At 60.7% G+C, this 12,070-nt stretch carries 13 protein-coding genes; 7 read left to right on the forward strand and 6 right to left on the reverse strand.

Annotation, left to right across the window (positions count from 1 at the left end):
• Positions 1-412: 412 nt before the first annotated feature.
• The gene (locus ACZ6WW_RS15170) at positions 413-1,306 is read right to left on the reverse strand and encodes a LysR family transcriptional regulator (RefSeq protein ID WP_465274946.1); all 894 of its coding nucleotides are present in this window, start codon (positions 1,304-1,306) and stop codon (positions 413-415) included.
• Positions 1,307-1,430: 124 nt separating this feature from the next.
• Here ACZ6WW_RS15170 and ACZ6WW_RS15175 point away from each other — a divergent pair, with 124 nt between their 5' ends.
• From ACZ6WW_RS15175 to ACZ6WW_RS15200, 6 genes are all read left to right on the forward strand, one after another.
• A complete protein-coding gene (locus ACZ6WW_RS15175; protein WP_465274947.1) occupies positions 1,431-1,841 on the forward strand; it encodes a DoxX family protein in 411 nt (136 codons plus the stop codon).
• Between the two features lie 38 nt (positions 1,842-1,879).
• Complete coding sequence (locus ACZ6WW_RS15180) at positions 1,880-2,602, forward strand: pirin family protein (protein WP_465274948.1); 723 nt, start codon at positions 1,880-1,882, stop codon at positions 2,600-2,602.
• Positions 2,603-2,856: 254 nt separating this feature from the next.
• Positions 2,857-3,573 carry an HAD family hydrolase gene (locus ACZ6WW_RS15185; RefSeq protein ID WP_465274949.1) on the forward strand — a complete coding sequence of 239 codons (717 nt, stop codon included), beginning with the start codon at positions 2,857-2,859 and terminating at the stop codon, positions 3,571-3,573.
• A 17-nt stretch (positions 3,574-3,590) separates the two neighbouring features.
• Positions 3,591-4,415: an NAD-dependent protein deacetylase gene (locus ACZ6WW_RS15190; protein WP_465275174.1), complete on the forward strand. Its 825-nt coding sequence runs from the start codon at positions 3,591-3,593 to the stop codon at positions 4,413-4,415.
• A 49-nt stretch (positions 4,416-4,464) separates the two neighbouring features.
• Positions 4,465-5,346 carry a CHAD domain-containing protein gene (locus ACZ6WW_RS15195; RefSeq protein WP_465274950.1) on the forward strand — a complete coding sequence of 294 codons (882 nt, stop codon included), beginning with the start codon at positions 4,465-4,467 and terminating at the stop codon, positions 5,344-5,346.
• Between the two features lie 117 nt (positions 5,347-5,463).
• Entirely contained in the window at positions 5,464-6,495 is a 1,032-nt protein-coding gene (locus ACZ6WW_RS15200) for an aldo/keto reductase (protein ID WP_281849042.1), read from the forward strand.
• A gap of 45 nt (positions 6,496-6,540) precedes the next feature.
• On the opposite strand, the gene tadA is transcribed toward ACZ6WW_RS15200, so the two are convergent.
• From tadA to ACZ6WW_RS15220, 4 genes are all read right to left on the reverse strand, one after another.
• A complete protein-coding gene (gene tadA / locus ACZ6WW_RS15205) occupies positions 6,541-7,029 on the reverse strand; it encodes a tRNA adenosine(34) deaminase TadA (RefSeq protein WP_281849043.1) in 489 nt (162 codons plus the stop codon).
• A gap of 126 nt (positions 7,030-7,155) precedes the next feature.
• Positions 7,156-8,208, reverse strand: coding sequence for a hypothetical protein (locus ACZ6WW_RS15210; protein ID WP_465274951.1), 1,053 nt, complete (start codon positions 8,206-8,208; stop codon positions 7,156-7,158).
• Complete coding sequence (locus ACZ6WW_RS15215) at positions 8,205-8,879, reverse strand: cupredoxin domain-containing protein (protein WP_465274952.1); 675 nt, start codon at positions 8,877-8,879, stop codon at positions 8,205-8,207. The genes ACZ6WW_RS15210 and ACZ6WW_RS15215 overlap by 4 nt, the downstream gene beginning before the upstream one ends.
• Before the next feature lie 141 nt (positions 8,880-9,020).
• Complete coding sequence (locus ACZ6WW_RS15220; RefSeq protein WP_465274953.1) at positions 9,021-9,995, reverse strand: oxidoreductase; 975 nt, start codon at positions 9,993-9,995, stop codon at positions 9,021-9,023.
• Positions 9,996-10,090: 95 nt separating this feature from the next.
• Between ACZ6WW_RS15220 and ACZ6WW_RS15225 the strand changes: the two genes are divergently transcribed.
• Positions 10,091-11,029 (forward strand): AraC family transcriptional regulator, encoded by a 939-nt coding sequence (locus tag ACZ6WW_RS15225; protein WP_465274954.1) that lies wholly within the window; start codon positions 10,091-10,093, stop codon positions 11,027-11,029.
• A 6-nt stretch (positions 11,030-11,035) separates the two neighbouring features.
• On the opposite strand, the gene ACZ6WW_RS15230 is transcribed toward ACZ6WW_RS15225, so the two are convergent.
• Positions 11,036-12,019, reverse strand: a complete 984-nt coding sequence (locus ACZ6WW_RS15230) for an NAD-dependent epimerase/dehydratase family protein (RefSeq protein ID WP_465274955.1) — start codon at positions 12,017-12,019, stop codon at positions 11,036-11,038.
• Positions 12,020-12,070 lie beyond the last annotated feature (51 nt).

Below are 12,070 nucleotides of genomic sequence, written 5' to 3' on the forward strand. Positions count from 1 at the left end.
ACGAAGGGGGGAATGCCAAACGCCGCTCGCGCGGCTTGGCCCTTGGCCGGGTTCGTCGCAAATTCGCCAACATTTTCTGTTGCCATACGACGGTCCCGACTCGGTTGATCCAAGACAACTGACACGCGGCCTCGAAAGGCCCTGCAACTCAAACGCCTGGCCGCAGCCGGGCCGCATATGCGTGGCCGGAAGCACCCAGACAAAAATTTAGATCGATCCAAATTTCGTGCGGAAAAATGTGCGGTTAGGTCTTCTGTCGTCTGGAATGTCCCCGGGAATCGATGGTGGCGATGCGAAAGACGCAGCTGGATAAACACCGTCAGCCTGCGTGTGGCGGCGACTCTACATCGAAATTTAACGGACGGCTATGCCCCCAAACGATGTTGCGTTGCGGCAACGAAAACGATTGCTGTCAAAGCGCCCGCGTCGGCGCCGCAAAGCAGCCGCGCAGAAAGTCCGCGAAGGTGTGGATCAATAACGACGTTTGCCGGTGTTGCGGATAGACCGTATGTACAGCAGCCACCGGCGGTCGCCATGCATCCAGCACGGTGACCAACTGCCCCGCTTCGATCGCGGCGCCCACAATGAAAGTCGGTAGATAGGCAATGCCGAGATCTTGAATCGCTGCGTCGCGCACCAGTTCGCCATTGTTTGCGCGCATGCGTCCGTTCACCGTGATACGCGTTGGCGACGCACCGCCAAACAACCATTCGACGTGGCGGCCGTGCCCGTAAAGCAGACAGTCGTGCCTGGCCAGATCAGCCGGATGCTCCGGCGCACCATGCCGCTGCAAATACGCAGGGCTGCAACACGTAACGATCGTCATCGGTGCGATGCTGCGCGCGATCAGCGACGAATCGGCCAGGCTGCCGATGCGAACAGCAAGATCGTAGCCTTCGCCGAGCAGATCGACCGTGCGATCGCTCAGGTCGAGTTCGATCGATACCTCCGGATAGGCCGCGAGGAACTTCGGCAGGACCGGACTCAGATGCATCGTGCCGAACGACATCGGCGCGGTAACGCGCAGCCTGCCGCGCGGTATGCGATTGGTACCGGAAATGCGCTGCTCCAGACCGTCGACATCCTGCAGGATGCTGCGCGCCTGCTCTTCGTAAGCACGCCCCAGGTCAGTCGTGCGCAAATGCCGCGTACTGCGCGTCAACAGCCGTACGCCCAGGCGCGCTTCCAGCGCCATGATGCGTTTGCTCAGGAATTGCTTCGATAGCCCCGCTTTTTCGGCCGCAGCCGTAAAGCTCCCCGCATCAACAACCTCGATAAACAGCCGCATGTCTTCGAGCTGGCTCATTGTCAACTCCAAGGTGACAGTGTCGCGCATTCTACGCGGTTTATCAGCCCAAAGGGCGACATTAGCATGTGCTTCAACAAATCCGCCGGACACGCCGGCCCCAAACACCAAGGACACCGCGCTCATGAACACTCGCAACCTGCCGGCCGTCGCCCTCATCGGCCGCGTACTGCTCTCCACCCTTTTCCTGATCAGTGGCTTCGGCAAACTTGCCGCACCCGCGGCAACCAAGGCCTACATAGCCTCCGCTGGCCTGCCCTTGCCTGACCTGGCCTATATCGCCGCAGTCATTGTCGAAGTGGGCTTCGGTCTGGCACTGCTGGTGGGCTACCGCAGCCGCATAGTGGCCACGGTCATGGCGCTGTTTACCCTGGCTGCCGCCTTCGGTTTTCACGCGCACTTCAATGACCTCAATCAGCAGATTCATTTCCTGAAGAACTTCGCCATCGCCGGTGGCCTGTTGCAGATCGCAGCGCTTGGCGCAGGTGCCTGGACCATCGATGGCCTGCTTGCACGCCGCAGCGCTTCGCACTGATCGATCCAAACCGATAGTTACTTATTACGGAGAACGCCATGTTCGATATTCTCAAAGCCAATGCTCGCGGCGTCGCCAATCACGGCTGGTTGAATTCACGCCATAGCTTTTCGTTCGGCCATTACTACAACCCCGAACAGATCGGTTTTTCCGACCTTCGCGTGATCAATGACGACCGCGTCGCACCGGCCCAGGGCTTCGGCCAGCATCCGCACCGCGATATGGAAATCTTTTCCTATGTGCTCGAAGGCAGCCTGGAACATAAGGACAGCATGGGCACCGGCTCGGTGATCCGCCCGGGCGATGTGCAGCTGATGAGCGCCGGTAGCGGCGTGACGCACAGCGAGTTCAATCACTCCAAGAACGAGCCGGTGCACTTCATGCAGATCTGGCTGATACCCGCGGAGCTCAATGCCGCGCCGCGATACCAGCAGGAGCATTACGCCGATGAAGAAAAGCGTGGCCGTCTGCGCCTGATCATTTCGCCGGATGGTGCGGAGGGTTCGCTGAAGGTACGTCAGGATGCGCGTGTTTATGCTGGCTTGTTTGATGGTGCGGAATCGGCCACGTTGACGTTGCCGGCGAACCGTTACGCTTATATCCAGATGGCTCGCGGCAGCGTGACGGTGAACGGGCAGCGCTTGAATGAAGGTGATGGCGCACGTGTTCGCAAAGTCGATAGTCTGAACTTCAGTGATGGCGATAAGGCCGAGGTGTTGGTGTTTGACTTGCGGCCGAATGAGTTGCCGCAGATGGGGTGAGTTTTTGGGTGGCACGAAGATCAAGAGCCCCCCTCACCCCAGCCCTCTCCCCCGGCAAAGCCAGGGGAGAGGGAGTCAAAAAACACGCAACGTTCAAACTTGCCTCGATGTGCCCCCTCTCCCCTGACTCCGCCGGGGGAGAGGGTTGGGGTGAGGGGGCCGGGGACTCGCGAAATCCCCAGCAAAAGCTTGAAAACCCCGCTTTTCGCCCCTTCTATACTGTTACCCCCATTCCAAGAAACAGACCCAGCCCCATGATCGAACTAGTCGGCTTCGATGGCGACGATACGCTGTGGCATAGCGAAGGCTATTACCAGAGCGCGCATGCCGAATTCGAACGTATCGTCGGTCGTTACGCCGACCTGGAAAACCTGCGCCTGCACGAGCGCTTGCTGGAAACGGAGCGACGCAACATCAAGCTCTTCGGCTATGGCGCCAAGGGCATGACCTTGTCGATGCTCGAAGCGGCGATCGACGTGACCGACTCGCGCATCAGCGCCAAGGATTTGCATCGCATCATCGCCATCGGCAAGGACGTCCTGGCGCATCCGGTGGAGCTTCTGCCCGATATCCGCGCTGCCGTCGAAGCTGTCGCCGGACGCTATCGTGTCGTGCTGATCACCAAGGGCGATCTGTTTCACCAGGAGCAGAAAGTCGCCAACTGCGGCCTGGCCGATCTGTTCCAGCGCATCGAAATCGTGTCCGAGAAAGACGAGCGCGCCTATCGCCGCGTGCTGGGCGAATGTGCGGTGCCGATCCAGTCCTTCGCCATGGTCGGCAATTCGCTGCGCTCGGATATCGCACCGGTCGTCACCCTTGGCGGCTGGGGCGTGTATATGCCTTATCACGTCACCTGGGCACACGAAGCCGATACCGATTTCGCGGACAGTTCGCCGCGTGTCATGCGTGTGGACAGTGCGAAAGATATCGTCGGCGCACTCGACGAACTCGATCGGCGCGCTGCGGCATGAACACCACTGCCACGGCCATGCTCGACAGTCTGGAGCGCGATCGCGCACGACTGGCGCAATTCATCGAACGCCATCCGCGCCTGTTCGTACTCACCGGCGCCGGTTGCAGCACGGACTCGGGTATTCCGGACTATCGCGATACCGATGGCGGCTGGAAACGACCGCCGCCGGTCACGTTCCAGGCTTTCATGGGCGAGGAATCCACGCGTCGACGTTACTGGGCACGCAGCCTGGTCGGCTGGCGACGCTTTGGCCGCGCCCATCCCAACGATACCCACCGTGCCCTGGCCAAGCTGGAGCAGGACGGCAGGGTCGATATCCTGATCACCCAGAATGTCGACCGCCTGCATCAGGCCGCGGGCAGCGAGAACGTGGTCGATCTGCATGGTCGGCTGGATCTGGTGCGCTGCATGCACTGCGAAACACGTAGCTCCCGTAGTGATTTCCAGCATGCCCTGGAGCACAGCAACCCGGATTGGCTGCATCTGGAAGCCACCGACGCCCCCGACGGCGACGCCGATCTGGACGGCCTGGATTTCTCCGGGTTTCACGTACCGTCCTGCCCGCGCTGCCAGGGCATCCTGAAGCCCGACGTGGTGTTTTTCGGCGAGAACGTGCCGCGCGAGCGCGTCGACGCCGGTATGCGCGCCGTACAGGACGCCGATGCCCTGTTGGTGGTCGGCTCGTCCCTGATGGTCTACTCCGGCTATCGCTTTGCCTATGCCGCCTCGCGGGCTGGCAAGCCCATAGCCGCGCTCAACCTGGGCCGGACCCGTGCCGACCCTCTGTTGACCCTCAAAATCGACCAGCCTTGTGCAGCGGCCCTGGGTTTCGTCATATAGTCGACCTCCGATCTGCGTTCCTGTCGTTCTCCGGTCGAGACGAAATCGTATGAATGCACAGAAGTCCCTGGTAGCTGGTCCGGATCATTCCAACGGCGAGTTTCGCCGTTGCTGCCGCGCTATCGAGGGCTATCTGCAAAAAGCCGAGCAGGCGCGCATCGATCTGCTGCTGCAGTACGACGCCAAGCGACTGCATAGCTGGCGCGTGAACCTGCGTCGCGTAACGGCCACCCTGGACAAGCTGATCCATATCCACGGCGGCGATGAAGCGAACGTCTTGCTGGAAGCGCTCAAGCAACATCGTGACGCCACCGGCTCCAGCCGTGACCTGGATATTCTTGCCGAAGAAACGTTGCCGGCGTTTGCCACCGAACATCCCGGCAGCATCCCGACACCCGCGTTGTGGCAAAAACTGGAGCAGCAACGCAATCAGGCGCGCCATGACATGCTCGATGCGCTGCGTGAGCATTCATTGGCCCCATGGATCGCCGACTTCAACGCCTGGTCGCAGAAACATGATGCGCCCAGCGACAAGACACTGCGGCACGCAGCGTCCGCGGCGATCGAATCGGCACATCGCAAACTTTCCAGGCGCGCGGACAAACTCGACGGCGGCCGCAAACCCTTGCATCGCATGCGCACGGCAACGAAAAAGCTTCGCTACACCATCGAACTCTTTCAGCATGCGTTTCCGCACAAGGCCGCCCATGCATGGCTTGAAGCGCTGACCGATCTGCAAGGTCAGCTTGGCAAGGCGCACGATCGGATGACGGGACGCAATCTGGGCAGCGTATTGCTCGCCGACCAAAGCGACGAGAAATTCATCAAGCAGTTGCGTCGCTGGAGCAAACGCACGGCGCATCGCGCGACCATTCATGCCGACACCTCATACAAACACCTTTCCAAATTGGAACCGTACTGGCGCGGCTGATGGCAGAAACAGAGATGCCGTCTAAATAAATTTTCATGTGCATGGCGGCATGCCCGCCCTTGCAATCAGGCAAGCCAGCGCCATTCCATCGTTTTCACCTCACTGGCAGGAGTTCACATGGAATTTAGACGTCTAGGTGCATCGGGCTTCAAAGTCCCCGTCTTGAGTTTCGGTACCGGCACGTTCGGCGGCAAAGGCGAGTTCTTTCAGGCCTGGGGCCAGACCGATGTGGCGGAAGCCAAGCGCTTGGTCGACATCTGCCTCGACGCCGGCCTGAACATGTTCGACAGCGCCGACATCTATTCCGGCGGCGCCGCCGAGTCGGTACTCGGCGAGGCGATCAAGGGCCGCCGCGACAAGATCCTGATTTCGACCAAGGCCACCTTCCGTTTCAGCGACGAACCGAACGATGTGGGCTCGTCGCGCTTTCATCTGATCAACGCCGTGGATGCCGCGCTCAAGCGCCTGGGCACCGACTACATCGATCTGTTCCAGCTACATGGTTTCGATGCGCTGACCCCGGTCGAGGAAACCTTGTCGACGTTGGACAATCTCGTGCGTGCCGGCAAGATCCGCTATCTGGGCGTGTCGAATTTCTCCGGCTGGCACCTGATGAAATCCTTGGCGGTGGCCGACCGCTATGGCTACACCCGCTATGTCGCCAACCAGGCGTATTACTCGCTGATCGGTCGCGACTACGAATGGGAGCAGATGCCGTTGGCTGTCGACCAGGGTGTGGGCGCCGTCGTCTGGAGCCCGCTGGGCTGGGGCCGTCTCACCGGCAAGATTCGTCGCGGCCAGCCGCTGCCGGAAACCAGCCGTCTGCACAAGACCGGCGACATGGGTCCGCAGATGCCCGACGAACTGCTCTACCGCGTGGTCGATGCGCTGGACGACATCGCCAAGGAAACCGGCAAGACCGTCCCGCAGATCGCCTTGAACTGGTTGCTGCAGCGCCCCACCGTCTCAACCGTTGTCATCGGTGCGCGCAATGAGGAACAGCTCAAGCAGAACCTCGGCGCCGTCGGCTGGAACCTCACCACCGAACAGGTGGCCAAGCTCGACGCGGCCAGCGAAGTCACGCCGGCATATCCGTACTGGCATCAGAAGGGATTTGGCGAGCGCAATCCGTTTCCGGTGAAGGTGTGAGGGTCTAAAGCCGCCCGCCACCAAGGGTAAAGCCGGCTACCGGCTTTACCTTCGGGAACGAAAAAACTCCCGCAACATCGTCGACGCTTCATCCGCCAGCAAGCCGCTTTCCACCTGGACGCGATGGTTGTGCCGCTCGGAAACCAGCGTATCGAACACGCTGCCGGCCGCCCCGGTCTTCGGATCGGTGGCGCCATAGACCACCCGTGCAATCCGCGCGTGCACCAGCGCCATCGCGCACATGGCGCAAGGCTCCAACGTCACATAGAGCGTCGCGCCGATCATTCGATAGTTGGCCAGCTTCTCGCCGGCCGCCCGCAACGCCTGTATCTCGGCGTGTGCGGTCGGATCGTTGAGCGTGATATTTCGGTTCCAGCCCACGCCGATAATCTGGTCGTCGAGCACCAGCACGGCACCCACCGGCACCTCGTTCTCGGCATCGCGCGCATGCTCGGCAAGCTGCAGGGCGCGGCGCATGTAGTTTTCGTCGGCAGCTGAAAACGCCTGGGCGGGTACGGGGCTTTCGTCGGTCATGAGGGTGCGCCGTGGAAGGGTCGCGAGGAGCGACGTCGGGCGACTCCATCGTGGATCAGGCGGCAGAATACTAGAAAAGCCGGCCAATCGCCCCGACAGGGCGATTGGCCGGCCATTTTCTAAAGATCAAGACGGACGCTTTTCACGGGTCAACAGAAGCAGCAGGCGATCGCGTACATCGCGAACCAAGGCGCTTCCGCCTACCGCACTTATCGCATATCGATCGTTATCGAATGCGTCGGCCAGCCTGGCGAGCGGACGCCAGGTAAAGAACCATTGCAACCACACATACAGGGCCGCGCATACAGCAAAAAACGCGATCCCGACGATCGACCAGAAGGCCTCCTGGTCGATCCCACGATCGGAACGAGTCGACGGATTCAGTGCAACCAGTGCGGCGTGGCCACTGCTCAGCTTGAGCGGCGTTACCCAGATATCGGCCGACTGCAAACGCATCCCCGTGCCCTGTTCGCTGCCTGCGGCAAGAATCTCCTGGCGATGCGCGCCCAACAATTCGACAAGACCCGCATCGAGGCCACTCGAATAGGACACCGGCTGCGGCGAAGCATCGAGCACCAGCGCGACATCGCCATGTACCAGGTGCCCAACCTTGGCGAAGAAGCTCTCGCTGGCATGCGAGGCGGTAATCAAATACCCCTGCGGCGTGCGGCCCCGCAGCAACGGGCTCACGACGACCCAAAGCAGATCGCCATGATCGAGCCATGCGCCCTGCACGGTCGTGAGCTGACTGATCGATGCCACGACCAGCGGATCGTGCGCAATGCTCGCGCGGTCCTTGCCCAACGCGCCGATGGCGGTAATCGGTGTACCGGTCGGATCGAGAAGCATGACGATATCGTCGCCATGGCGACGCTGCTTCAACAAATCGCTGATCGACAGATTGTCGACCGCGCCGCCAAGCTGCGGATTGGGTACCAACGACTGGGTGACATAGTCGACGAAGGCAGGATCGCCGGCCAACGTCTGTGCACGAAGCTGGAGCATTTCCAGCTCCTGCGCCTGCAAGTCATGCACGATCTCGCTGGACGTCTGCAAACGCGCCAGGGCACGCGTCCGCTCTCCCCGATGGGCGTTCCATAGCGCGGCGGCCATGGCCAAGGCTGCGCAAACGATCACGAGAATCCATCCACCCCATAACGCTTTGGTCGAGGGCTTCATGGATGCGCAGCCTGATTCAGTTCCGTGGCGACGCGCGGCTTGATCGCGACCAGCTGCATCGAGATGTCCTTCTGCGGCGCGCCGACAGACTGGCTTTTAAGGGTTCCACGAGGATTCCAGGCATACAGAGTCCCAGGACCCGGCGGCAAACCATGCAGCGAGAAACTCCCGTCAGCCGCTACCGCCGCCATGTATGGCGTGGGCACGACCAACAGGTCCAGCTCCATGAAGTGATGCACATTGCAGCTCACCAGCACGGGGCCTGGCTGAGTAAAGCGGTGACTCAATACTTCACCGACTTTCTGAAACTGGTAGTTGAAAACCGATCCCGGCGTGGACGAATACAGGTTGTGCAGCACCTGGTCCAGGTTGGCGAACTTCACCGTGCTGCCGGCAGGGATCGCCATCGCCGCGGGGCGAAAATCCTGATCGACCGAATACACCGTGTAGGTGCCTGGATGTACTTTGGCCTTGCCTGACTTGGGCACGAAATAGACGAGCGTGTCGGTCACTTCGCCAGCGGCGAGGACCTGCCCCGGATTGGCGACCAGCTCCACGTGGCCGGAAATCTCCGATCCCGTGGATGCGTGCATTTGATGCGCAGTGGCGGCGCTGGCCGTCGCGGCCAGCCCGCCCAGTGCCATGGCAAGGCACAGACGAAGAACGAACATGTAGCCCCCTGAAGTTGCGTCGACGATTGTCTGGAATGCAAACCCGTCGCAGCTTATAGAGTGCGGCAACATCAATCTAATTGATTGATGAAATGAAGTTCATTCGTTTGGCCTATGGCAGATCCGTTACATATCCTTGAATTACGCCGGTAGCGATACGCCGGTAAGTTTCTCGCTCAAGACCCAAAGCTGTTCGGCCTCGTCGTGATCGATCGCCCATGGGCGCACGCCAAGCGAGGCTTCCGAATCGGCTGCTACGGCTTGTGCGATATCGCTGTTCTCACAATACAGGCCACCCATGCCATCGAGTTGGGGGCTGGTGGCGCACCACACGCTGGTAGCCGCGCCCTGCGGTGGCGACTTCATATCGCGCGATGGATCAAAAACAGGCGTGCCATCTTCTCTGACGAAACCGGTAGCGACCAATTCCTGCTTGCTCAAATGCCGCGCCAGTTCCGTCACGATACCGCCCGGGTGCAAGGCAAATGCGCGGATGCCATAAGGCTGACCGAGCTGATCGAGCTTGATCGCAAACAACGCGTTGGCCGTTTTCGACTGACCATAGGCCACGCGCTTATCGTAATCACGATGCTCGAACTGCGGATCGTTGAAATCCACCGGCGAAATACGATGGCCACGCGATGACACCGACACGACACGCGCGCCGCCGGCCCGGCGCAATGCCGGCCATAGGCGCAGCGTCAGTTGATAGTGGCCAAGGTGATTGGTGGCGAACTGCGATTCATAGCCGCGTGCATCGCGTGTCAGCGGATTCATCATCACTCCGGCGCTGTTGATCAGGATGTGCAGCGGCTGTCCGGTTGCCAGAAACCGCTCGGCAAACGCATCGATGGAAGCCGGATCTATCAGGTCGAGCGATTCGACCGTGACATGGGCGATACCGTCTAGGTTCTTGTGTGCGCGTTCGAGATCGCGCGCCGGCACGATGACCTTTGCACCGGCCGAGGCCAGGGCCTTGACCGTATCGATGCCGATGCCCGAATAGCCACCGGTCACGATGGCGACCTTGCCGCTGAGATCGATGCCGGCAATGACGTCGTAGGCCGTCGAGGCCGGGCCGAAGCCCGAGGAAATGGGGGATTGCTGGTGGGACATGGATGACTCCCGTTCGAAGTGGCGTTCACTATGCGCCGCCAGGACCGGATTTCGAATGCTTGTTCATACGGATTTCTTGCGTCAAAATCTGGGCCATGGCCGATCCACTCTCCGATATCCTCGAACTGGTCGACGCCCAGTGCGCCATGAGCGGCGGCTTCCGTGCCGGTACGCGCTGGTCCCTGCGCTATCCGCCGCCGACCCAGATCAAGTTCTGCGCCATGATGAAAGGCCATGGCTGGTTCATGCTCGAAGACGGCGCCCTGCCGATCGAGCTCGATACCGGCGACGTGGTGCTCATCAATAGCGACAAGCCGTTTATCCTGACCAGCGATCCGGCGCTCGATCCGATCGACGCCACCACGATCTTCGCGCGCAAGGTCGATGGCATCACTCGCTATGACGATGGCGACGACACGTTCATCCTCGGTGGCCACGTCACGCTCGACGAAACACGTGGGCATCTGCTGCGCGACGCTTTGCCACCCGCGCTCCATGTCAGCGCGGCTTCGAGCGAGGCGGCCATCCTGCGTGGGTTGTTGCAGCAACTCGTCGGCGAAATCGCCCAACGTCAACCTGGCTCCGCGCTGGCTTCGGCCAATCTTGCACAACTGATGTTCGTGCAGATGTTGCGTGCGCATCTGGAATCAAACGATCGACTGGTCAGCGGTTGGCTGCAGGCGCTGGCCGATGGGCGTATTGCACCGACACTGCAGCTGATGCATGGCGACCCGGGCCGCAACTGGGGACTGGAAGAACTGGCCAGGGAAGCCAACATGTCGCGCACGACCTTCGCCGAGCGCTTCAAACAGGTCGTCGGCATGGCACCGCTGGCCTATCTCACCCGTTGGCGCATGTACCTGGCTGAGCGCGCCTTGATCGAAGAAGACACACCCGTCGCCCAGCTCGCCTTCTCGCTTGGCTACACCTCCGAAAGCGCTTTCAGCAATGCGTTCAAGCGCACCATGGGGCTGGCGCCGAAGCGCTACCGTTCGCGCGCGAGACCTGCGGCAACCGTGCTCGATGCTGTCTGAGACAACTCACATCACGGGATACGGCCCGTCGGTAAACACTGTGTCGTGATATCCCTTGCTGCCCACCTCGCGGGCGAGCGTGCTGCGGAGATCCGTGCCGTTACGTAGACTGTCCAGCACATGTTGAAAACCGTAACGCGGCTGCCAACCCAACGCCTCTCTGGCGCGCGTATTGACGTAGACGCGATCGAGCCCGTCGAGAAGGCGCCAGCCCTGCGCGGCGTAAAGCGCCGCACATGCCGGAAAGCGCGCCTGCACTACCCTGTCGGCATGTAACCTGATGCTCGCCAGGTCACCGGGCTCGAATGGCGTCGTCGCCGAAACGATGTAGCGGCCAAAACCCAGCCTGGGTGTCGCGTCCAGCGCCAGAAGATGCGCACCGACGACATCCTCGATATCGGCTCGTCGATACAACAATTCATTGGCCTGCGCATTGTCCGGCGCAAAAGCCGAGCGCACCTGCGGATCGTCATCGGCCTCGGGGAAAAAGCGCGATGTGCGCAGCACGATCGCTGGAAGCCGATGCCGCCTCGCAAACAGTTCGCACAGATTCTCCGCCGCGAGCTTGCTCACGCCATAGATGTTCTTCGGCACCGGAACGACGTCTTCTGTGATCCATGCCGCCGGCTCGCCGACTGGTGGAACGAGCGCCGATCCAAATACGCTTGTTGTGCTTGTAAATACAAACGCACAGGCCTTGCTACTTGCTGCTTCTTCAAGAAGATTGAGCGTACCGGTGATATTGGTATCGATAAAATCCTGATACGCATGCGTGGCGACGTGCGGTTTGTGCAGCGTTGCCGTGTGGATGATCTGGTCGATACCAGCCAAGCACTCGCGCACGAAAGTGCGGTCGCTGATCGACCCCACCCGATCCGTAAACGGTGATGGCTTGAGATCGATGCCAAGTACGTCTCGGCCTGCTTTTCTCAACGTACGCATCAGCGCTTCGCCAAGATGGCCCGCGCTGCCGGTGACCAATATCTTCATGTGCGTCCTCTTGCCTGGGGAGGTCGCGGTAGCGACTGAAGTCGCTCCTAC

The organism is Dyella sp. NPDC103356 (assembly GCF_055584465.1).

Excerpts from the sequence above, each read along its gene's own strand:
- ACZ6WW_RS15170 (WP_465274946.1), bottom strand. The coding sequence starts at position 1,306 with ATGAGCCAGCTCGAAGACATGCGGCTGTTTATCGAGGTTGTTGATGCG.
- ACZ6WW_RS15175 (WP_465274947.1), top strand. The coding sequence starts at position 1,431 with ATGAACACTCGCAACCTGCCGGCCGTCGCCCTCATCGGCCGCGTACTG.
- ACZ6WW_RS15180 (WP_465274948.1), top strand. The coding sequence starts at position 1,880 with ATGTTCGATATTCTCAAAGCCAATGCTCGCGGCGTCGCCAATCACGGC.
- ACZ6WW_RS15185 (WP_465274949.1), top strand. The coding sequence starts at position 2,857 with ATGATCGAACTAGTCGGCTTCGATGGCGACGATACGCTGTGGCATAGC.
- ACZ6WW_RS15190 (WP_465275174.1), top strand. The coding sequence starts at position 3,591 with ATGCTCGACAGTCTGGAGCGCGATCGCGCACGACTGGCGCAATTCATC.
- ACZ6WW_RS15195 (WP_465274950.1), top strand. The coding sequence starts at position 4,465 with ATGAATGCACAGAAGTCCCTGGTAGCTGGTCCGGATCATTCCAACGGC.
- ACZ6WW_RS15200 (WP_281849042.1), top strand. The coding sequence starts at position 5,464 with ATGGAATTTAGACGTCTAGGTGCATCGGGCTTCAAAGTCCCCGTCTTG.
- tadA (WP_281849043.1), bottom strand. The coding sequence starts at position 7,029 with ATGACCGACGAAAGCCCCGTACCCGCCCAGGCGTTTTCAGCTGCCGAC.
- ACZ6WW_RS15210 (WP_465274951.1), bottom strand. The coding sequence starts at position 8,208 with ATGAAGCCCTCGACCAAAGCGTTATGGGGTGGATGGATTCTCGTGATC.
- ACZ6WW_RS15215 (WP_465274952.1), bottom strand. The coding sequence starts at position 8,879 with ATGTTCGTTCTTCGTCTGTGCCTTGCCATGGCACTGGGCGGGCTGGCC.
- ACZ6WW_RS15220 (WP_465274953.1), bottom strand. The coding sequence starts at position 9,995 with ATGTCCCACCAGCAATCCCCCATTTCCTCGGGCTTCGGCCCGGCCTCG.
- ACZ6WW_RS15225 (WP_465274954.1), top strand. The coding sequence starts at position 10,091 with ATGGCCGATCCACTCTCCGATATCCTCGAACTGGTCGACGCCCAGTGC.
- ACZ6WW_RS15230 (WP_465274955.1), bottom strand. The coding sequence starts at position 12,019 with ATGAAGATATTGGTCACCGGCAGCGCGGGCCATCTTGGCGAAGCGCTG.